Source organism: Larkinella fluvii (genome assembly GCF_051857545.1).
Lineage (GTDB): Bacteria > Bacteroidota > Bacteroidia > Cytophagales > Spirosomataceae > Larkinella.
Genome location: NZ_JBPZHB010000008.1, coordinates 490,049 through 510,341, shown reverse-complemented (window position 1 = coordinate 510,341; position 20,293 = coordinate 490,049). Strand labels below are relative to the sequence as shown.

Sequence of the window (20,293 nt, the reverse complement as noted above, 5' to 3'; positions counted from 1 at the left end):
GCTATTTCTTGAAATCAAATTCGCGGTGGCTAATAAAAACCGCGTTCCGTAGAAGTGTCAATACGTGATCAATGCGCTGTTCCCTTCTTTCTGTGCCTTTTTGATCTGCTTCAGTCCTTCCTGAATCAGACTCAGCACAATCACCCAACCCAGTAATCCCAGCAGGATGTGTTTGAACTGAATGCCAAAAATGGACGGCAGCAACGGCAGATCGAAACCGGCGTTCCAGAGCATGTGCATAACGACCACGAGGAGAAATAAGCGGATGAACGACTTTTCCTGCAACAACTCCCACCGGAACTTATCAAAACGTTTGAGCCGCCAGATGGCTGCTGCCGTAGTGGCCGTCCAGATGATGTGGCCGAACGGGGCCAGAATGCCCCGCACCACAATGTTGCCCAGTGCGACATCGACGGAACCATATTCCAGCAACGCCACAAAGGCGTAACCCGCTGATTCAAAAGCGGCAAAACCGGTTCCAACGGCCGCACCAAACAGCAGGCCGTTCAAAATCCAGGGGTATTTCCGTTTATTCCGCATCAGGGCCAGAACCGTCAGCAACTTCCCGGTTTCCTCCACAATCCCGGCACTCGATGCGCCCAGCCAACTGGACAAAAAGCTGACATTGCTGAAAAACAGCAGGGAGATCAGGATGGACAGGATACCGCCCATAAACAGCAGCTTCACCGTCTGGTAGAGCGAAACGTTCTGGGGAGCGTTCATTTCCCAGAAAAAAATCAGGCAAGCAAAAGGAACCGCAAAAGCACCGATGAAGAGCAAGCCGGGAATGACAATGATGTTGCTGAACTGCGCGGCACCGATGTACAATCCCCAGAAAATGAGGAGAGAAGCACTGGCCATTCGGGCAAAAAGCCAGGGCTGCGGCCAGTTTGCCGCGATTTTCGAAAGGGGAGGGGTGGTTTCCCGTGTGCCTACGGTGAAGGCGTTCTCAATGTCGTCGTCCGTCCGCTTTTCGCCGATTCGGGAGAAGATGGCTTTGAGGCTGAAATCCTTGTCGAGCTGGTCGATCCCGGCGAAATTGGAAAACCGCTGGAAAGGTTCGGCAAACTGGTTTTCGGATGTGGTCGACGGCGTTGGTTTCGACAGCCGCCAGAGCGACGTTCCCAGTTGCAGGGCGTCGACTCCCAACGCCAATTCTCCCGCCATAGCCGGGACACCATTGAGTCGAATGTATTGGTTATCAACGGTATGGAATTGGATTAGGACTCCGTCGAAGAAAAGACTCAGGTGTTGTTCGGCGACATACGGATCATCGAGCCGGTAGCTGCTTTGGATTCCGGTGCCCAGCAACAAACGGACGTGGGGCGTCAGGACGATGGTTTTGCCGGCATCGGGTCCGGCGAAACACTGGAAGATGAACAGGTCGGGCGGTAAAGGGGGTTGGTTCATAGCCAGAATGAGCGATTGGCTTGCTGATTAACTGGGTGTTTCCGGTCCGACAATTTCAACGTGTTGGATTCGCTTGTCATCGGCCGAAAGGACTTTAAACGTGAACTCGCCGTAGCTAACCTCCTGTCCCGTCTGGGGAACGCGGGTGAACAATTCGAGCAGCAAACCACCCAGCGACTCGCTTTCGCCTTTGACCTCATCAAAGTAGGTAATATCGACTTGCAAAACCCGGCAAATGTCCGTTAACAGGATTTTTCCTTCCACCCGAATTGTCCGGTCATCGACACGCTGGAACGGAACGGGCTCTTCTTCGTCAAACTCGTCGTTGATGTCGCCAAAAATCTCTTCGATGATGTCTTCCAGCGTAATAAGGCCGCGGGTACCGCCGTATTCATCCACCACAATCGCCATGTGTACCCGGCGTTTCTGAAAATCCTGGAGCAGGTCGTCAATTTTTTTGGTTTCCGGAATAAAGAAAACCGGACGGATCAGCGTCTGCCAGCGGAACGAATCGTCGCTATCCAGGTGCGGTAACAAATCCTTGAGGTAGAGAATGCCCTCGATTTCGTCCAGTGATTCTTTGTAGACCGGCACCCGCGAATAGCCCGACTGGTTGATCTGGGCCATTAATTCCGTAAAGGTCAGGTCTTCGCTGAAAGCCGTAATGTCGACCCGGGCCCGCATGGCCTGCCGGGCCGTCAGGTTACTGAAATTGACAATGCCTTTGATCAGTTCGCGCTCCTCGTGGGTTGATTCACGGCTGGTTAACTCAACGGCCTGGTTGAGTTCCACCATCGAAACCTTGTAGCCTCGTCGCCGGATTCGCTGATCGATCACACTCGTCAAACTGACCAGCAACACTGACAAAGGCCGGAAGAGGGTGGAGGCCAGTGCCACCAGCGGAGCCGTCCGGCGGGCTACCGACAAGCTGTTCTGGCTGGCGTACACCTTCGGAATGATCTCGCCAAACAGCACAATCGTCAGGGTCAACACGGCCGTTAAACTGGCTAGTACCCAGCCGGAGGTCGGGTCGAGCTGGCTGAGTTTCCAGACGAGGTAGGTGACGATCACGACAATCGCCAGATTTAATAAGTTGTTGAAAATGAGGAGAGAAGCCAGGAGCCGCCGGGGCCGGTCGAGCAGATTCATGATCCGGCGTTCGGCTACGTCATCGCTGCTGCGGCAAATGGCGCGGTCGTCGGACGAAAGGGAAAAAAAGGCGGCTTCAGAAGCGGAAACAATGGCCGCCAGGGCCAGTAAGACAATCAGAATGGCGGCATAAGGGCCGTAAAAACTAAGATAGGTGCCCCAGGCATCAGCCGGGAGCACCTTACTCGAGAGGGGATCGCTATCCATGAAATTGCGTATAGGTGATCAAAAACACGGGCTTAGAACGGTAAATCGTCGTCGCCTGCGTTATTCATATCGTCGGGAACCGGTTCCGGTTTTCGGGCTGCCGGAGCGGGCCGAGGGGCCGGTTGCGCAGCCGCCTGGGGCTGCGGGGCTTGCCGGGCGGGTGCTGGTTGGGGAGCGGCCTGTTGCCGGGAAGCCGGAGCCGATTCGGCGTAGGACTCGCCACCGCCTTCCGCGCCATCCTGGCGGGCACTGCCCAGGAATTGGAACGTCGTGGCCCGAACCGTCAGCGAGAAACGTTCCTTGCCTTCGCGGTCGGTATAGGTCTCGGTTTTCAGCCGGCCTTCCACATAAATCTGGTTGCCTTTTCGGACGTATTTTTCAACGGTTTTAGCCTGGTCATTCCAAACTTCGACCCGAAACCATTCAGTTTGGTCGACTTGCTCTCCGGTGCGGGTGGTGTAGCGTTCGTTTGTGGCAACGCTAAATTTGGCAACCACTGACCCTCCATCCAGGTAGCGGACTTCAGGATCGTTACCAACATTGCCAATCAGAATCACTTTGTTCATGCTTGCCATAAAACGGTAAATAAAATGGTGAATGGATGCTAATTTACTAAGTAAAAGTAGCTAAAAACGAAGACTTTTCAAATAATCCACGACTAAAATTGGCTTTGGTAACCGTTCTGTTTCAGACGGTTTACAAAAAGTTAACCCGTCCGGGAGCTCCACTTTTCGACCCTCCGGCACCTCCACCAGCCAGAACCGTGCGCGGATCTTTTGGTGGGTTAAAACGTGCGTTCGTTCGTCGGATAATCCCTTCAGAATGCCTTCCTGCAACACCCAGTTCAGCACGCTTCCTTCCGGTAATTCCCGAAACGCTTCCATCGGCTCTTCGGTTTCAATCAGGCAAAAATCGTACAGATGCTGCCAGATGTCCTTCTGAGTCCGCTCTTTCAACGCAATGCGGTCGCCCTGACGGATCACAATGTAGTTAAAAAACCGTTCGCGGACGGCGGTTTTCTTACTTTTGACCGGTAACATTCGTTGTCGGCCCGTCAGATAGGCGCGACATTGCTGCTGCAAGGGGCACAAAAGGCAGTCCGGCGAAACCGGCGTACACTGAATCGCACCGAATTCCATAATCGCCTGGTTGTAGGTCGCCGGATTGTCAGACTGCTGAATCAGCCGGTTCGCCAGGGCTGAGAAGGTTTTTTTTGCGGTCGTCGTCGTAATGTCTTCTTCGATGCCGAACACCCGGGCCAGCACCCGGTATACGTTTCCGTCGACCACGGCCACTTTTTCATCGAACGCAAATGAGGCAATGGCGGCCGCCGTGTAGGTGCCGATTCCGGGCAGCTTCAGCAGTTCCACATACGATTCTGGAAACTGACCGGCTAATTCGCCGGCGATGTACTTCGCGGTTTTGTGCATATTTCGGGCCCGGGAATAATAGCCCAGTCCCTGCCAGAGCCGCAGCAACTCACGCTCGTCGGCGTCGGCCAGCGACTGAACCGTGGGGTAATCAGCCACGAAGCGTTCGTAGTAGGGCCGGCCCTGAATTACGCGCGTTTGTTGCAGAATAACCTCTGATAACCAGATGAAATAGGGGTTGCGGGTGTGACGCCACGGCAAATCCCGTTTGTGATGCGCATACCACCCTGTCAGGGTAGCGGCAAAATCGATTCTTGTGTCGTCGGAGTCTGAAAACCAATCCAAAACAATTCGTAACTTGGTGTTGTTGAGAAGAAAAAACAAGGTAGAGTGTTTTTTCTCTAACAGGAAAAATCTACCTTTGTGCTCCCAATTTGGAGAGGCTTTTTTTTCAACAACTGATTGAACCTTAAAGTTTAGTACGAACGTGACGAAAGCAGACGTAATCGCAGAAATTGCCGAGAAGACAGGAATCGACAAGGCAGATGTTCAACACACCATTGAAACATTCTTTACCGTGATCAAGAATAATCTGGCGAAGAATGAGAACATCTACGTGAGAGGGTTCGGTAGTTTTATCAACAAAAAGAGAGCCCGTAAAGTGGCCCGGAACATCTCCAAAAACACGGCGATGGTCATTGATGAGCATTTTATCCCGAGCTTCAAACCGGCCAAAGTGTTTGTTGAGCAAGTTAAAACCCAGGTTAAACGGAACGAAAACGTTTCAGTTTAATCATTGTATGACAAAAGAGGTGAGATGTTAGAACGGAGAATTATCTCGTTTCTCTGGTCTACCATCTCATCTCTATTACCATGAACAAATCTATTTTTCTAGTCATCGGTGTTGGTATCCTATTGACGGCGGGCTTATACAGCCTGCCCAATGTAGTGGTTCGTAACGAAGACCGGAAATTGACCAACGAAAAGACGACGGATCCGGAAACGGCCGTGCGGGATACGGCGGTGCTGCGTACGGATCGTTCTGATCTGCACACGGCCAGTCTGGCGCCTGAACAGCAGAAGGAACTGAACCGGTTGAGCCGCCGTTTTGAATCGGCGGAGGACAAACAAAAACCGGTTGTGGGGAACGAACTGATTCAGGCGTATCGGAAAGTGAGTCGGTATGACAGTGCTGCCCGAATTGCCGAACAACTGGTGACGCTGGCTCCAACGGAAGCCAACATGCTCCGAACCGGCGATTTGTATTATGAAGCCTACGGGTTTGCCGTCGACAATCAGAAACTGGCGAACCTGGGGAAAAAGACCCGGGAGTTTTACCAGAAAGCACTCGACAGTAATCCCAATCTGCTGGCTGCCAAGGCAAATATGGCGATGACGTATGTTACGACCGAAACGCCGATGCAGGGGATTATGCTGTTGCGGGATGTGCTGAAGGAAGATCCGACGAATGAACTGGCACTATTTAACATGGGTCTGTTGTCGATGCGCTCCGGTCAGTATAACCGGGCGGTAGAGCGGTTCCAGGCCATTTTGGTCAGTCATCCCGACAATACCAAGGCGCAGTTTTACCTGGCCATCAGCCTCGGTGAAATGGGCCGCAAAGAAGAGGCTCGAAAATTGCTGGCTAAAGTGAAAGAGCGGGAGAAAGACCCGACGATTCAGGCCGCCGTGAAAGAGCTGGAAAAGAATTTGTAAAATTGAATGGATTAGATGGCCAAAAAGGGTTTGAATGGTTAAAAAGTGCTTTTAATGGTTAAGTATTTAGCTATCAGAGCCATCCAGCCATTTAAACCATATAACCATTTTTAACCATCCAGCCATTCAACCATTTTTAACCATAAAAAATAATTACCATTATGCCTTGCGGAAAGAAGAGAAAACGTCACAAGATTGCTACCCACAAGCGGAAGAAGCGCCTGAGAAAGAATCGCCATAAGAAAAAATAGGTAGATCGCTTTCGGGCGATTTTTACCATACGGGCCGGCCAATCGGAGGACTTATTCGCTTGTGCAACAGGACTTTAACCTGGATGCCAACGGACCGATTGCCCGGCCTTTTTATATATTTTCGGGCCTCTTAACCGCATATTCATCTTGTGAGTAACGAATTAGTCATTAGTTCGACTCAGAAAGGTGATCGGATAGCACTTTTGCAAGACAAAAGACTGCTGGAATATCACGTTGAAGAGTCGGACAGCAGCTTTACCGTCGGCGATATTTACTTAGGAACAGTTAAAAAATTAGTGACGGGCCTCAATGCGGCATTTGTCGACATTGGCTATGAAAAAGATGCATTCCTGCATTATTTGGACTTAGGCTCCAACATTAACTCGCTTAACAAATTCACGAAAGACGTTATCGCCAAACGGGCCAATACCGGCCGGCTGAACAATTTCAAGCTGGAACCCGAGATCGACAAGCTCGGGAAAATTGATAAGGTATTGAGTAAGAATGCACCCATTCTGGTGCAGGTTGTCAAAGAACCCATCTCGACCAAAGGGCCGCGTTTATCCTGCGATATCTCCATTGCAGGGCGGTATCTGGTATTGGTGCCCTTTGCCAGTACGGTCAATATGTCCAAAAAAATTACGGATAAAGCCGAACGCACGCGCCTGATGCGCCTGATGTCGTCGATAAAACCGCAAAATTTTGGGGTAATCGTCCGGACAGTAGCACAGGGTAAAGACGTTGAAGAACTGGATCGCGATCTGACCAATTCCCTCGAAAAGTGGGAAAAAGGGATTGCCCTCCTGCGCGACGCCAAACCCCGCGACCGGATTATTGGCGAGATGAACCGGGCTTCGTCCATCCTCCGCGACATGCTGAACGAATCGTTCGACAGCATTACCGTCGATACCAAGGAGATGTACGATGAAATTAAAACGTACATACACACCATTGCCCCCGAAAAAGAGAAAATCGTCAAGTTCTATACGAACAACAAGATGAAGGTTTTCGAACAGTTCGGGCTTGAAAAACAGATCAAGTCGCTGTTCGGGCGATCGGTTAGTCTGCCTGCGGGCGGTTATCTGATCATTGAGCACACGGAAGCGCTGCACGTGATCGACGTGAACAGCGGGAACAAATCGAATTCCGAGGAGGATCAGGAGGCCACGGCGGTCAGTGTGAACAAAGAAGCCGCAAAAGAAATTGCCCGCCAGCTCCGGCTGCGCGACATGGGTGGAATCATCGTCATCGATTTTATCGATATGAAGAAGCCCGACAACAAAAAAATGATTTTCGACGTGATGCGGGAGGAAATGAAAACCGACCGCTCCAAATTCACGATTCTGCCGCTGACGAAGTTCGGTTTGATGCAAATTACGCGGCAGCGTGTTCGCCCGGAAATCAACATCGTTACCAAAGAAGTTTGCCCGACCTGTGGTGGCACCGGCACGATTCAGGCCAGTATCCTGATTACGGACGCCATCGAACAGAACCTGGAATACATTCTGACCCGCCAGAACGAGCGTGGTGTCCAGATCATGATGCATCCTTACCTCTACGCCTATTATACCGCAGGCTGGTATTCCAAACAGATGCAATGGTTCATGAAACACAAAACGTGGGTTAAGTTGATCAAAGACAGTTCGTTTGGGATCAACGAATTCAAGTTCTATAACAAACAGGGCGAAGAGATTGAGGTGACAGCCGCCTGATTTTCGTACCATCTTCTACAAAAAAGCCGCCCGAAAAGCGGCTTTTTTGGTTTATCAGGCTATACGATTCAAACCAACCCCGACTTGTTTTGGTTAGATTGAAACAGGAAAACGTGATTCAAATGTCTATATCCAAGCCCCCGGTTCTGCGGTCGAGCTGGTTAAAGCACCTGCCTCTGGTCGTCACCGGCTTGCTGATTTTGTCATTCGGTTTGGCGTATGGCTTAGCGCCGGAGTTTCGGGCATTTTTGCGGGAAGCAGTCGACGTCTTATCGGGTGATGATGAGACGCGGATTACCCGGTGGGTTGCCCAATTTGGCTGGCGTGGCCCTCTCCTGTTGATCGTAGCCATGATTGCCCAGATTTTCCTCGTGATTATTCCTTCCTGGGGGTTGATGATTGTGTCGGTGTTGGCCTATGGGCCGGTTTGGGGAACGGTTTTGTCGCTGGTTGCAACGGCGGTTGCGGCTTCGATTGGTTATGGAGTCGGAAAGTACGTGGGTGATGCGACCGTACGGAAAATGGTGGGTAGCAAAACCGAAAAGAAAGTAACAGACTGGGTGCAGCACTACGGCTTCTGGGCGGTCGTTTTTGCGCGGGCTTCCCCATTCATTTCGGGCGATGCCATTAGCCTCATCGGCGGAATTTCACGCATCGGCTTTCCGAAGTTTATTAGTGCAACGGTTTTAGGCGCCACTCCGCTGGTGGTTGCCATTGGGTATTTTGGCGAAAATACGCAGCGATTGAAAGCGGGATTTGGCTGGATGACCGCCGTGAGTCTGCTCTTGTTTGCAGGGTATTACCTTTATAGGAAGAGAAAAAAAGAGGGCTGATCCTTTATCAACCCTCTTTCGGTTTATTTCAAAATCGGTTCGAGGGCTTCCCGGTTTTCGTCGAGCCACTTCGTGATGTCGGTGACAATTTCTTTGATGCCCAACTCGGGTTTCCAGCCGGTCAGTTTCGTTACTTTCGTGTTGTCGGTGATGTACAACCGGATGTCGGCAGCCCGGTTTTCGGCTACACTGCTGATGGGGATGGTTTTGCCGGTGACTTCCTGACAGATTTTGGTCAGTTCCTGCAAGGATGCACTGCTTTCGTTGCCCCCTCCGGCGTTCAGAATTTCGCCGTTGACCTGGTCAATGTTGTGTAACTCCCAGTCGATCAACCGGTACAGATCGGCGATGTGGAGCATGTCGCGGGTTTGTTTTCCGGTGCCGCCGTAACCAATATACGCCAGTTTTTGCTCAAAGTAGTGTTTGGCAATCCAGAGAACCATCACGCCCTGGTCGACCTTGCCCATCTGCCACGGACCGGTGATGACCCCGCAGCGGTTGATGACGGTTTTCAGGCCGAAAAACTCCTGATACTCCTGAATAATCAACTCCGAAGCCAGTTTCGTGGTGCCGTAGAGCGAGCGGGCGCCGTCGAGCGGAAAGTTTTCGGCAATGCCTTTGGACGAAACGCCCGGCACCGGTTGTTCGTCGGACAGCACAAACCGGGTGTCGTGTTCATCGAAATTCAGGGTTTCGATGGTTTTGATGGGATAAACCCGGCTGGTGGAAAGAAAAATGACGTTGGCTTTGGATTTCAGCGCAAAGTTGAGGCAGTTCACCGTACCAAACAGGTTGGTGTTGATGAGGTAGTCGGGCGTTCCGGTCAGACCGGCCAGCACCGATGGCTCGGCGGATGCCTCGATCAGCGTGTCGACGGGCGGAATAGGATCGAAATCTTCCTTGTTCCGGATGTCACCATGAACAAATTGAATACCGGCTTTGGTCAACCGGGCTACGTTCAGTTCGGAGCCTTTCCGTTTGAGGTTGTCAAGAACAAAAATTTCGTACTGTGGGTAGTCGGTTTTGAGAGACAAAGCCAGTGAAGAGCCAACAAAACCGGCTCCGCCAGTGATCAGTATTTTCATTTATGGGAGAAATTAGGTATCGATTCGCTTCAATTTAACATTCTCGACCGGACGGATTACCAGCGGCACTTTTTCGATTTTCACGGCACTGCTGTCGAGTCCGAACCAGCGGTCTTCGGGGGTGGTGAAGTTTTTAACGAAGAAATAAACATCCATCACAATCCGTTCGCGCAGCGGCAGGTCGTTTTCAAAGGAAAGAAATTTTTCCAGCACCACAAACCGGAAATCACCGATCACGTTCTGACGGCTGAGGGATTCGTAGCGGCTGGTGATGTCCACTTCCTTGTTTTTCACCATGTCTTCGATAACCCGCCGGAAAAAGAGGTTGATCCGCTGCTCGATTCGGAAACCCAGCCGGAATGTAACCTTGTAAACATCATCGGGGGCGATGGTGTTCACCTTATATTCCATCGTATACGGATCATCGGTGGTATCGACGTGAATAAACCAGTAAATATCAGCCCGTTTGGGACGTTTCTGAAAAATGGAATAAATAACCTTGGACTCGATTTCGGCGGCCCGGGCCGCGTTGCTCATAAAAACCAGGTGCGTCGCGTATTTCGGAATGCTGATATCCCGGCTGAGTTCCTTGAACGGTTGAATATACTGGTCGATTTTAACGTATTCCGTCAGGCGCAGTTTGATCTTGTTGGCATTCAGCCAGATGATCATGATCCCGGCCATGATGCCCGCAATCAACACCGACACCCACCCGCCGTGGGTGAATTTGGCGAGGTTGGCGATCAGGAAACTGGTCTCAACGATCAGGTAAAATACCAGAAAGAGCATAACAAACCACGCGTTGTACTTGTGGGAGTACATGTAATAGCTGAACAGAATGGTCGTCATCAGCATGGTGAGCGTGATGGCCAGACCGTAGGCAGCCTCCATGCGGGACGATTCCTGAAAGTAGAGAACGACGCCGACGCAACCCGCGAAAAGCAGCCAGTTGATGCTGGGAACGTACAATTGTCCTTTTTTATTGGTCGGGTAACGGAGCCGGACCTTCGGCCAGAAATTCAGCCGGATGGCTTCACTGATGAGGGTAAACGCGCCGGTAATCATGGCCTGGCTCGCAATGACGGTGGCCATGGTGGCAATGACAATACCGGCAAAAAGAAACCATTCGGGCATCAAACCGTAAAACGGATTCCGCTCGCCGAGGGGCTGACCGGCCAGACTTTCCACGAAGGCGCCTTGTCCAAAATAGTTGAGCAGGAGACAGGCCTTCACAAAAACCCAACTGATCCGAATGTTTCCCCGACCCGTGTGGCCCATATCGGCGTAAAGCGCTTCAGCCCCGGTTGTCGATAGGAAAACCGCACCCAGTAGCCAGAAAGCACCGGGGTAATCGATCAAAAAGTGATAAACGTAATACGGATTGACCGACTGGAGAATGGATAAATCGTCGGCAATGGCCAGCACACCCAGCGTACCGAGCATCGTAAACCACAGCAACATAATCGGCCCGAAAGCTGTGCCGACAACGCTGGTACCAAAAGTCTGAATCAGAAACAAAAACGCCAGAATTCCGAGAACGATCGGTACGGTCGGAATGTCGGGGTACAGAATGCGAAGCCCTTCGATGGCGGAGGATACCGAGATGGGCGGGGTGATGATGCTATCGGCTAACAGGGCACTGCCACCGATAATCGCCGGGATGGTCAGCCAGCGGGCATGTCGGCGGACGAGCGCATAGAGCGCAAACGTTCCTCCTTCACCCCGGTTATCGGCCCGCAGCACCAAAATAACGTACTTGATGGTGGTCTGTAGGGTAATGGTCCAGAAAATGCAGGAAAGGGCTCCCCTGACAATATCTTCCTGAATGGGTTGATCGGTGCCAACAACAGCACGGAGCACGTAGAGGGGCGAGGTGCCAATATCGCCGTAGATGATACCCAGTGCAACCAGCAGACCCGCTGCCGATACCTTATCCAGGTGCCTTTTATCGTCCATAGAGAATAAACGCCGGGCTAAACGAGTCCGGCTGGTGAAATCCGGGTAAAGATAACGTTAAATCCCGGTTTTCTCCATTAAAGAGTGCCAACCAGCAAGACAACGTTCAAAACAATAATCAGGCCGGCCACTGCCCAGCTCAGAATTGTCAGCCAGCGGGGATTGACGAAAGCCCCCATTTTCAGTTTGTCACTGGTGAACAGAACCAGCGGCACGACGGCAAAACTGAGTTGTACCGAGAGGATTACCTGACTGAAAACCAGCAACTCCGAGGTGCCGCGTTCGCCATACAGGATGGTGACAATCAGGGCCGGCACAATGGCAATCAGGCGGGTAATGAGTCGGCGAAGCCACGGTTTAAGCCGGATGTTCAGAAACCCTTCCATCACAATCTGACCCGCCAGCGTGCCGGTGAGTGTCGAATTTTGCCCCGACGCCAGCAACGCAACGGCGAAGACAACGCTAGCGAGCGTGGCCCCCAAGAGCGGATCGAGCAGGCGGTGGGCGTCGGTAATGTCGGCGACCTGGTGGTTGCCGGAGGTGTGAAAAGCCGCTGCCGACAGAATCAGAATGGCCGCGTTGATGAAAAACGCCAGGAATAGAGACAGCGTAGAGTCGATGGTGGCAAACTTGATGGCATTCCGGCGACCACTGTCGGTGTGGGCAAAATCACGGGTTTGAACGATGCTCGAATGCAGGTATAAGTTGTGGGGCATCACGGTAGCACCCAGAATCCCGATGGCAATGTACAGCATGTCCGGATTGGTGATGACTTCTTTCTGCGGAATCAGCCCTCCCAATACGGCCGCTATTTCGGGTCGGGCCAGCAAAATTTCGTAGGCAAAACACAGCAGAATGACAAAAATCAGGGCCCCCACGATGCTTTCGAGCCAGCGGAACCCTTTGTGTTGCAGATAAAGCAGCAGCAAAACATCCAGCGCCGTAATGCAAACGCCCACCGACAGCGGAATTCCGAACAGCAGGTTCAGGGCAATGGCCGACCCGATCACTTCCGCCAGATCGCAGGCGGCAATGGCTATTTCGCACAAAAACCACAGAACCGCCGACACCGGCCGGCTGTAGTGATCGCGGCAGGCCTGGGCCAGATCGCGGCCCGTTGCAATGCCCAGTTTCAGCGACAGGTGCTGCAGCAGCATCGCAAAGAGGTTGGAAATCAGGATGACAGACAGCAGGGTGTAGCCGAAACGGGACCCACCGGCGATGTCGGTGGCCCAGTTACCGGGGTCCATGTAGCCCACGGCCACCATCAAACCCGGCCCCGAAAAGGCCAGTAATCGTTTGTAAAAAGAACCCGTTTCCGAAACCGGTATGCTGGCGTGAACTTCAGGCAGTGATTTCGATCTATTTTCGGACTTCCATCCCTGGGCCATCTTTGAGGTAGATTCGTTGGTTACCATAGCGTTAGACTGCTATATGCATATTCTTTTATTTAACGCAACAAATATATCAAATGTTTCTAAATAAAAATTTAGGCTCGTCTAAAAATTTTTTGAACGGTAATAAAAATCTAAATTTGTAGCCGGAAAATATCAGGTAGTGACCCCATCGGTCGTTTTCCGGTTTTAGTCGATTCTGGAGAGATTGGGTGGATGGCAAATCCGTCCTGCGCCTATGCATTCATTCACGGAAGAAAATTATTTAAAAACCATTTATTACCTGGCTGCCCGGCAGGAAGGCGAGGTCACGACCAATTCGCTGGCCGAAATGACGGCGACGAAGGCGGCTTCGGTATCGGACATGCTGCGGAAACTGGCCGAGAAGCAACTCATCCATTACCGAAAATACCAGGGCGTGCGGCTCACCGAAGAAGGCGAACGGCTGGCGTTGAAAGTGATCCGGCGGCACCGGATCTGGGAAGTGTTTCTGGCCGAAAAACTCGGCTTTGGTTGGGACGAAGTGCATGAGATGGCCGAAGAACTGGAACACATCCGCTCGGAGGACCTGGTTGAGAAACTGGATGCCTTTCTGGGCTATCCGCAATTCGATCCCCACGGCGACCCGATTCCCAGCCCGGCGGGGCAGATGCCGACCGTGGAATACACCAAATTATCGGAAGTGACCATTGGGGAAGAAGTTCAGGTCATGGGTGTGCTCGAACATTCGCCGGAATTTTTGCAACACCTCGATAAAACCGGGTTGAATCTGGGCTGCCGGGTGCTGGTGCAGGATGTCAACGCGTTTGATAAATCCGTTTCTGTACAGATTAACCACGAAAAAACGTTGTTTGTCAGTAATGAAGTAGCCCGGAATCTATTGGTCAATTAGACGACTGTCTGGCTGACTCTAACCAACATTCATGAAACTCCTCGACTGGTATATTTTAAAACGGTTTTTGCTGACGTACTTCTTTGTCGTAATGGTCATCGTACTGGTGGTCTGTGTGGTCGATTATACCGAGAAAGTTGACGATTTTTACAAACACAAGGCCCCCGGCGACAAAATTCTCTTCGACTACTACCTCAACTTCATTCCGTATTGGGCCAACTACATCAGTCCGCTGATGGTTTTCATTGCCACGGTTTTTATGACCTCCCGGCTGGCGGCCAAATCGGAGATCATCGCCATGCTGAGCAGCGGCATGAGCTTTGTCCGTCTGCTGGTTCCCTACGGCATCGGCGCCCTGATCCTGAGCATAGCGACCTATTTTCTGGTGGGCTGGGTGGTTCCGAAAGCCAACCAGACCCGGATCGCTTTCGAGCTGAAATACACCAAAGACCCCTACACCTATTCGGGCCGGAACATCCACATCAAGGTGGCTCCCAATGTGTATGCCTACCTGGAAAGCTATAATAACCAGAGCAATACGGGCTATAAATTCACGCTGGAACAGGTTCAGGGCAACAAACTTCTGCAAAAAATGGCGGGCGACCGCATCGAATGGAGCCCGGAAAAGAAAAAATGGACGGTTTATGATTACAGCATTCGGAAAATCGACGGCTTGCAGGAAACGCTCACGCACGGCACCAAAGTCGACACGCTGCTGAACCTCTATCCGTCGGATTTTGACAGCGATTTCAGTCTGTACGAAACCTTTACGTTTCCTGAACTTGACAACTACATCAGCCTGCTCAGCAGCCGGGGGGCCGACGGGGTTGAAACCTATTTGCTGGAGAAATATTCCCGGCAAACGCGCCCCTTTGCCATCATTATTCTGGCGGCCATCGGGGTAATTATGTCGGCCCGAAAAAGCCGTCGGGGGGTGGGCTGGCAGGTGGCACTGGGGTTTGTGCTGGCGTTTGTCTACCTGCTGTTTTTTATGCTGGCCAAAGGCATTGCCGAGTCGGGCAATCTCAATCCGATCGTGGCCGTTTGGCTGCCGAACATCATTTTTGCGGCCATCGGGGTGATTTTATACCATACGATTCCGCGCTAACGTATGAATCGCCCCACGACCACCGATTACCTGCACCTGCATTTTTTAGTCCTGATCTGGGGTTTTACGGCCATTCTGGGCGTTCTGATTTCGGTGTCGGCCCTCACCCTCGTGGTGTATCGCACCCTGCTGGCGGCCATCGGACTGGGGGTTTTGCTCTATGTGCAGAAAAAAATGGTGCCGGTTTCCGGGCCCGACCGCCTGAAACTGCTGGCCACGGGGCTGGTGATTGCGCTGCACTGGGCGTTGTTTTTCGAAGCCGCCCGAACGGCCAATGTGTCGGTTTGTCTGGCCGGCATGGCCACCGGTTCCTTGTGGACAAGTTTGCTGGAACCGCTTTTTTTCCGCCGACGCCTGCGGGCCGTGGAAGTAATCCTCGGCGTGGTCGTGATGGCGGGGTTATATCTGATCTTTCGCTTCGAAATTGACCGGGCTGCCGGACTGGTCATGGCGGTTTTTTCGGCCATGCTGGCGTCCATTTTCACCATCATCAACAGCCAGTTTACCCGGCGGTATCCACCGATGGTCATCACCTTTTACGAAATGTCGGGTGCGTTTGGTAGTTCCCTGCTGTTTCTGGGGCTATATTTGGCATCGGGTTCGGAAAAACCGACGGCCCTGTGGCCACAGCCGACCGATTGGCTCTGGATTTCGATTCTTGCGTTTGTCTGCACCGTCTACGCCTATTCGGCTTCGGTCTGGCTCATGCGGAAGTTTTCGGCCTTTGCGGTAAATCTGACCGTTAATCTGGAACCCGTCTACGGAATCATGCTGGCCTGGTTGTTTTTTGGTGACCGGGAGCGGATGACGACAGGTTTTTACGCCGGTACGCTGATTATTCTGCTGGCCGTGCTGGTGTATCCGGCTTTAAACCGGAGAATGGATAAAAACAAAAATTATTCTGTCCAATAACAAAACGTTACATAACACCGGCTTCGGTTTGTATAACTAATTCTGAAACCGATGAGTATAATTATTTCGCCAAGCAAATATATTTTCTTTCTTTTGACAGGATGTCTGCTACTGATCTCCATTCCGTTGATCTGGCTGGCTTTTTACAATCATCCGTCGATCGTCGATGATTATTGTTTTGCGTATACCGTGATGCGATTTGGCATATGGAAATCCCAGATGATGTATTACGATGGCTGGACAGGCCGGTATTTTCACAACTTTGTCGTCCACACGAGTCCCTTGATCTGGCGGTGGTTTGGTGCTTACACGGTTTTCCCCATCCTGTTGCTGCTGGCACTCTGGACCGGTTTTTTCGCGCTGATCCGCCAACTGGGCCGGGCCGTTCTGACCACTTCCGAGCAAATTGCGATCGCGTCGGGCGTCTGTTTTTTATACATTACGCAACTGCGTTCCATCGCCGAATTTTTCTACTGGTATACGGGCTTGGCGGGCTATTCCCTCGCCTGTGTGTTTCTGCTGTTTCTGATCGGCGTTTTCATCGCCCACCACCGGCAGCAAACCGGGTGGAAAAGTCCGCTTCTGTGGCTGGAAGCCCTTTTCATTCTGGTCATTATCGGCTCCAGCGAAACCTGGATGGTGGTGATGCTGTCGTGCCTGGGCTTTCTGGCTTTACTCAGTCTGATCGACCACCGAACGCTGCCGGTTTCCCTGCTGATCCTGCTCGTTTGGGCTGGTCTCTGTAGTTATATGGTGGTGCAGGCGCCGGGCAATGCCATTCGGATGGGAGGCAACAGATCGAGCCAGGATTTGGTTTTTTCGGCACTGGAAGCCGCCAAATTCGGGTGGGTCTATTTCCGGAATCTGCTTTTCCAGTCGGCTATTCTGCCGTTGTCGCTGCTTTTTTTACCCATTGCCTACCGGCTGACCGACAGCCGGAATCCGGCGCGGGTTTATTTTGCCATTAACGGGTGGCTGGCGCTGGGTTTCTACCTGGGTCTGCTGTTTATTTTAACCTTCCTGCATTTCTGGGCCGTGGGTGTTCCGCCGGTGGCTCGTCTGCTGAATGTCGTCAATTTCGTGTGGGTCGTGGGGTGGTTCTATACGCTGACGGTTTTCGTCCGGGTTTTCCGGAGAACCATCGGCCCATGGTCGTTGCTGTTGCGCTATCAGTGGCCAATGGTGCTGGTTGTCACGGTAGTACTTGGATGGCAGGGGTACCGGAATGCCAATGTTCGTCTTATGTACGAAGACCTCCGCTATGGACGGGCTCAGAAATACCATCGGGCGATGATGGCCCGCTATCAGTTGATGGGCACCACCAAAGGAGATACGGTTACGTTGCCGCCTTTACCCGTCCTGCCGGTTTCGTTGGCTCTGGATGACCTGAGTTACCGATCCGCCCATATGTTTAACGATTGCTGGGCCGGCTATTTTTACCGCAAAGGGGCGAAGCTCCACAAACTGCCGGTTTTGGCAGACACTCCCAAAACCATATTTCCCCAGATTGCCCGCAAACCGTAAGACCCCTTCCTGAATCGTTTCAGCAGACCGGTGGAAAGATTGGGTAGGATGGGGTGCGCTCCTTACCTTTTCTTTCTTTACTTTTGTCAATTTCAGCGTATTAAAAAGGAATATGCCCTTTTTAGTACGTTTGCTGTGCCCGGCTGATGCTGGTGCGCGGGCTGTTCGTTGTGCCTACAGCGAATTGTTCGGCAATGGTACTGAGAAGGGGTAAAGCGAACGGTAATCTATTCACTAACAAAGCGTTGCGAGCTATTACACGTGTTTCGTGTGATTAATCTGTCACTAATGAATCCATTCATTACACCCAACAAGTTCGTTTTTTTTCTGATTCTCGGCTGCCTGTCCCTGGTTGCCATTCCACTCATCGCCCTGTCTTTTTACAACCAACCCTCGCTGGTGGACGACTACTGTTTTGCCGATACGGCCCGGCAATTCGGGGTTTGGCAGGCGCAGAAGTTTTACTACGACGGCTGGACGGGGCGGTATTTTCACAACCTGATGGTCCACACCGGGCCGCTGGTTTGGGAGTGGTATGGGGCCTATGCCGTGTTTCCGATTCTGCTCCTGATCCTGCTGTGGCTGGGTTTTTACGCGGTTATTCATGAACTGGCCCGGCCGTTGCTGACGTTGACGGAGCAGATCGTCGCAGCCTCGGCGGGCTGTTTTCTGTTCATTTCCCAGCTCGTGTCGATCCCGGAATTTTTTTACTGGTATCCCGGTCTGGCCTGTTATTCCGTCGCCTGTGTCGGTTTCCTGTTTTTGATAGCGGTTCTGATTGCCCACGACCGGATTCAATTCCGAATGAACGGACGTTTTCTGTTCCTGGAAGCGTTGCTGGTCGCGGTGATCATCGGATCCAGCGAAACCAGCATGATTATGGCCATGGCGTTGCTGGGAACCGTTCTGATGGGCCTTTTGATTTATCGGAAAAAACTTCCGCTTTCCCAGCTCATTTTGTTCGGCATTGCCGCCATTTGCTGTTATTTCCTGATTCAGGCACCCGGCAATGCCGTACGGATGGGCGGCAATGAACGCAGCCAGGATGTGCTGTTTTCCGTTACCGAGACGCTGAAATACTGCGTACAGTATTTTCCGAAACAGTTTACAAAAACGCCATTGCTGCCCCTGTCATTGCTTTTTCTGCCCGTTGCCTACCAGTTGACCGACCCCCGGAATCCCACCCGTCGTTACTTTGAGGTGCATCCGGGTCTGGCCATCCTCCCGTATGTCGGGCTGTTGTTTATCCTGACGTTGCTGCATTTCTGGGCGGTCGGTGTCCAGCCGGTACCCCGTTTGCTCAACGCCGTGAACCTGATTCTGACGCTGGGGTGGTTTTATAACCTGACGATTTGGGTGCGGGTTTTCCGGCAGAATGTCGGCGTTCTGTCGTTTCTGACCAGTTACCGCTGGACGGTCGTGGTGGTGGTGGCCATTTCGCTGCTTTTTTTAACGTACCATAATGTGAATTTTCGACTGACCGTCAGTGATTTGCGTTCCGGCCGGGCCAAACAGTACCACGAGGCTGTGGAGCAGCGGTATGCGATGATGGCGCGCAGCAAGAGCGATACTGTTCAGTTGAGTCCGTTGCCGGTTAGCCCGGTTTCGCTGGTGCTGGGTGATTTCAGTTCCGACCCCTACCATCTGTGGAACCGATGCTGGGCGGGATATTACCACAAAAAAGGGGTGAAGCTGGGGCCTGCAACCATTGAATAAGAGTGTAAAGCCCGGGCTGTCACAAGTCTGGGATATGTTCTATTTTTGTGGCACCGTTCTTTATATAAATCGACCGTACGTTGACCGACATACCCACTGCACCCACCGACAGAGTATATATTGTTATTCCCTTGTTTAATGACTGGGAAGCTTTAAGCCTGCTCCTGGAGAAAATGACGAAAACCGTCGCTCCCGCTCTCCGGAAACGGTTTCATTTCCTGATTGTGGACGATTGTTCCGTTACCAACTACGCATCGTTGCCGACCGATACGGGCTACAGCCTGTCGATCATGCGGCTCTGGCGGAATGTGGGTCACCAGAAAGCGATTGCGCTCGGCCTTTCGTACCTGGCCGATCAGCCGGAAACCCATACCACCATCGTAATGGATTCGGATGGAGAGGATCAACCCGAAGACATCGCCCGGCTGCTGGAGGCTTCGGCCCAAAAGCCCGGACAGATCATTTTCGCCCATCGCACCAAACGCCGGGAAAGCCGTCTGTTCCGAACCTTTTATTTAATTTATAAATCCGTATTCAAACTGCTGACGGGGAAAGCCATTACCTTTGGCAATTTCAGTGTGATTCCGCCCAACCTGCTGCGAAAACTGGCGCACGTTTCCGACATCTGGAACAACTACCCCGGTGGTGTAATTCGCTCGCGATTGCCCTACCAGTCGGTTCCGGCCGAACGGGGGGCGCGGCTGGCCGGCACGTCGAAGATGAATTTTGTGTCGCTGATTCTGCACGGTCTGAGTGCCATTTCGGTGCTGATGGAAGCCACGGCCGTGCGAATCCTGCTCTTCTGTGTCATCACGGCGGCAGTTTCGACGGTGGTCATCACGGTGGTTATCCTGTTGCGGGTGACAGACCAGCTGATCATCTCGCAGGGCGCTATTTACATTGTTTTTTCGTTGTTCATTGTTATTCTACAGGCTTTCCTGATCTCCCTGTTGCTGGTGTTTATCGTGCTGACCTACCGAACGCAGTCGCACTTCATTCCGGCCAAACAATACGGAGATTTTGTAGAGCAGATCGAAAAGGTCTATTGACCTGAAAAA

General features: G+C 52.0%; 18 protein-coding genes. 10 read left to right on the top strand and 8 right to left on the bottom strand.

All coding sequences use genetic code 11. From position 1 onward, the window contains the following. Nucleotides 1-57: 57 nt before the first annotated feature. The 4 genes from ACS5NO_RS23230 to mutY are packed head-to-tail and all read right to left on the bottom strand — an operon-like array spanning nt 58 to nt 4,481. A complete protein-coding gene (locus ACS5NO_RS23230; RefSeq protein WP_439417345.1) occupies nt 58-1,410 on the bottom strand; it encodes a PrsW family glutamic-type intramembrane protease in 1,353 nt (450 codons plus the stop codon). A 27-nt stretch (nt 1,411-1,437) separates the two neighbouring features. Beyond that, the gene (gene gldE / locus ACS5NO_RS23225; RefSeq protein ID WP_439417344.1) at nt 1,438-2,766 is read right to left on the bottom strand and encodes a gliding motility-associated protein GldE; all 1,329 of its coding nucleotides are present in this window, start codon (nt 2,764-2,766) and stop codon (nt 1,438-1,440) included. A 32-nt stretch (nt 2,767-2,798) separates the two neighbouring features. Then, entirely contained in the window at nt 2,799-3,341 is a 543-nt protein-coding gene (locus ACS5NO_RS23220; protein WP_439417343.1) for a single-stranded DNA-binding protein, read from the bottom strand. Nucleotides 3,342-3,392: 51 nt separating this feature from the next. After that, complete coding sequence (gene mutY, locus ACS5NO_RS23215; protein WP_439417342.1) at nt 3,393-4,481, bottom strand: A/G-specific adenine glycosylase; 1,089 nt, start codon at nt 4,479-4,481, stop codon at nt 3,393-3,395. A gap of 142 nt (nt 4,482-4,623) precedes the next feature. Between mutY and ACS5NO_RS23210 the strand changes: the two genes are divergently transcribed. Then, nucleotides 4,624-4,929 carry an HU family DNA-binding protein gene (locus ACS5NO_RS23210; RefSeq protein ID WP_114408168.1) on the top strand — a complete coding sequence of 102 codons (306 nt, stop codon included), beginning with the start codon at nt 4,624-4,626 and terminating at the stop codon, nt 4,927-4,929. Between the two features lie 80 nt (nt 4,930-5,009). Then, nucleotides 5,010-5,852: a tetratricopeptide repeat protein gene (locus tag ACS5NO_RS23205; RefSeq protein WP_439417341.1), complete on the top strand. Its 843-nt coding sequence runs from the start codon at nt 5,010-5,012 to the stop codon at nt 5,850-5,852. Between the two features lie 110 nt (nt 5,853-5,962). Here the strand turns inward: ACS5NO_RS23205 and ACS5NO_RS23200 are convergent, their stop codons facing one another. Beyond that, nucleotides 5,963-6,091 carry a hypothetical protein gene (locus tag ACS5NO_RS23200; protein WP_439417355.1) on the bottom strand — a complete coding sequence of 43 codons (129 nt, stop codon included), beginning with the start codon at nt 6,089-6,091 and terminating at the stop codon, nt 5,963-5,965. 161 nt (nt 6,092-6,252) lie between these two features. Between ACS5NO_RS23200 and ACS5NO_RS23195 the strand changes: the two genes are divergently transcribed. Next, nucleotides 6,253-7,815: an Rne/Rng family ribonuclease gene (locus ACS5NO_RS23195; RefSeq protein ID WP_114408166.1), complete on the top strand. Its 1,563-nt coding sequence runs from the start codon at nt 6,253-6,255 to the stop codon at nt 7,813-7,815. A gap of 122 nt (nt 7,816-7,937) precedes the next feature. Beyond that, the gene (locus tag ACS5NO_RS23190) at nt 7,938-8,648 is read left to right on the top strand and encodes a TVP38/TMEM64 family protein (RefSeq protein ID WP_439417340.1); all 711 of its coding nucleotides are present in this window, start codon (nt 7,938-7,940) and stop codon (nt 8,646-8,648) included. Nucleotides 8,649-8,671: 23 nt separating this feature from the next. Here the strand turns inward: ACS5NO_RS23190 and ACS5NO_RS23185 are convergent, their stop codons facing one another. The 3 genes from ACS5NO_RS23185 to ACS5NO_RS23175 all read right to left on the bottom strand — a co-directional run bounded on the left by ACS5NO_RS23185 (nt 8,672) and on the right by ACS5NO_RS23175 (nt 13,107). Then, nucleotides 8,672-9,733, bottom strand: a complete 1,062-nt coding sequence (locus ACS5NO_RS23185; RefSeq protein ID WP_421827045.1) for an NAD-dependent epimerase/dehydratase family protein — start codon at nt 9,731-9,733, stop codon at nt 8,672-8,674. A gap of 12 nt (nt 9,734-9,745) precedes the next feature. After that, on the bottom strand, nt 9,746-11,689 hold the full coding sequence (locus ACS5NO_RS23180) for a KUP/HAK/KT family potassium transporter (protein WP_138990998.1): 1,944 nt from the start codon (nt 11,687-11,689) through the stop codon (nt 9,746-9,748). A gap of 77 nt (nt 11,690-11,766) precedes the next feature. Beyond that, entirely contained in the window at nt 11,767-13,107 is a 1,341-nt protein-coding gene (locus ACS5NO_RS23175; RefSeq protein WP_439417339.1) for an Nramp family divalent metal transporter, read from the bottom strand. 214 nt (nt 13,108-13,321) lie between these two features. On the opposite strand from ACS5NO_RS23175, the gene ACS5NO_RS23170 reads away from it, so the two are divergent. The 6 genes from ACS5NO_RS23170 to ACS5NO_RS23145 all read left to right on the top strand — a co-directional run bounded on the left by ACS5NO_RS23170 (nt 13,322) and on the right by ACS5NO_RS23145 (nt 20,284). Further along, entirely contained in the window at nt 13,322-13,975 is a 654-nt protein-coding gene (locus ACS5NO_RS23170; RefSeq protein ID WP_439417338.1) for a metal-dependent transcriptional regulator, read from the top strand. Between the two features lie 31 nt (nt 13,976-14,006). Then, nucleotides 14,007-15,083: an LptF/LptG family permease gene (locus ACS5NO_RS23165; protein ID WP_439417337.1), complete on the top strand. Its 1,077-nt coding sequence runs from the start codon at nt 14,007-14,009 to the stop codon at nt 15,081-15,083. Between the two features lie 3 nt (nt 15,084-15,086). After that, on the top strand, nt 15,087-15,995 hold the full coding sequence (locus ACS5NO_RS23160) for a DMT family transporter (protein ID WP_439417336.1): 909 nt from the start codon (nt 15,087-15,089) through the stop codon (nt 15,993-15,995). Nucleotides 15,996-16,046: 51 nt separating this feature from the next. Further along, nucleotides 16,047-17,519, top strand: a complete 1,473-nt coding sequence (locus ACS5NO_RS23155; protein WP_439417335.1) for a DUF6056 family protein — start codon at nt 16,047-16,049, stop codon at nt 17,517-17,519. A gap of 288 nt (nt 17,520-17,807) precedes the next feature. Next, on the top strand, nt 17,808-19,235 hold the full coding sequence (locus ACS5NO_RS23150; RefSeq protein WP_439417334.1) for a DUF6056 family protein: 1,428 nt from the start codon (nt 17,808-17,810) through the stop codon (nt 19,233-19,235). Nucleotides 19,236-19,408: 173 nt separating this feature from the next. Further along, complete coding sequence (locus ACS5NO_RS23145; RefSeq protein WP_229312258.1) at nt 19,409-20,284, top strand: glycosyltransferase; 876 nt, start codon at nt 19,409-19,411, stop codon at nt 20,282-20,284. The last annotated feature ends 9 nt before the right edge of the window (nt 20,285-20,293 follow it).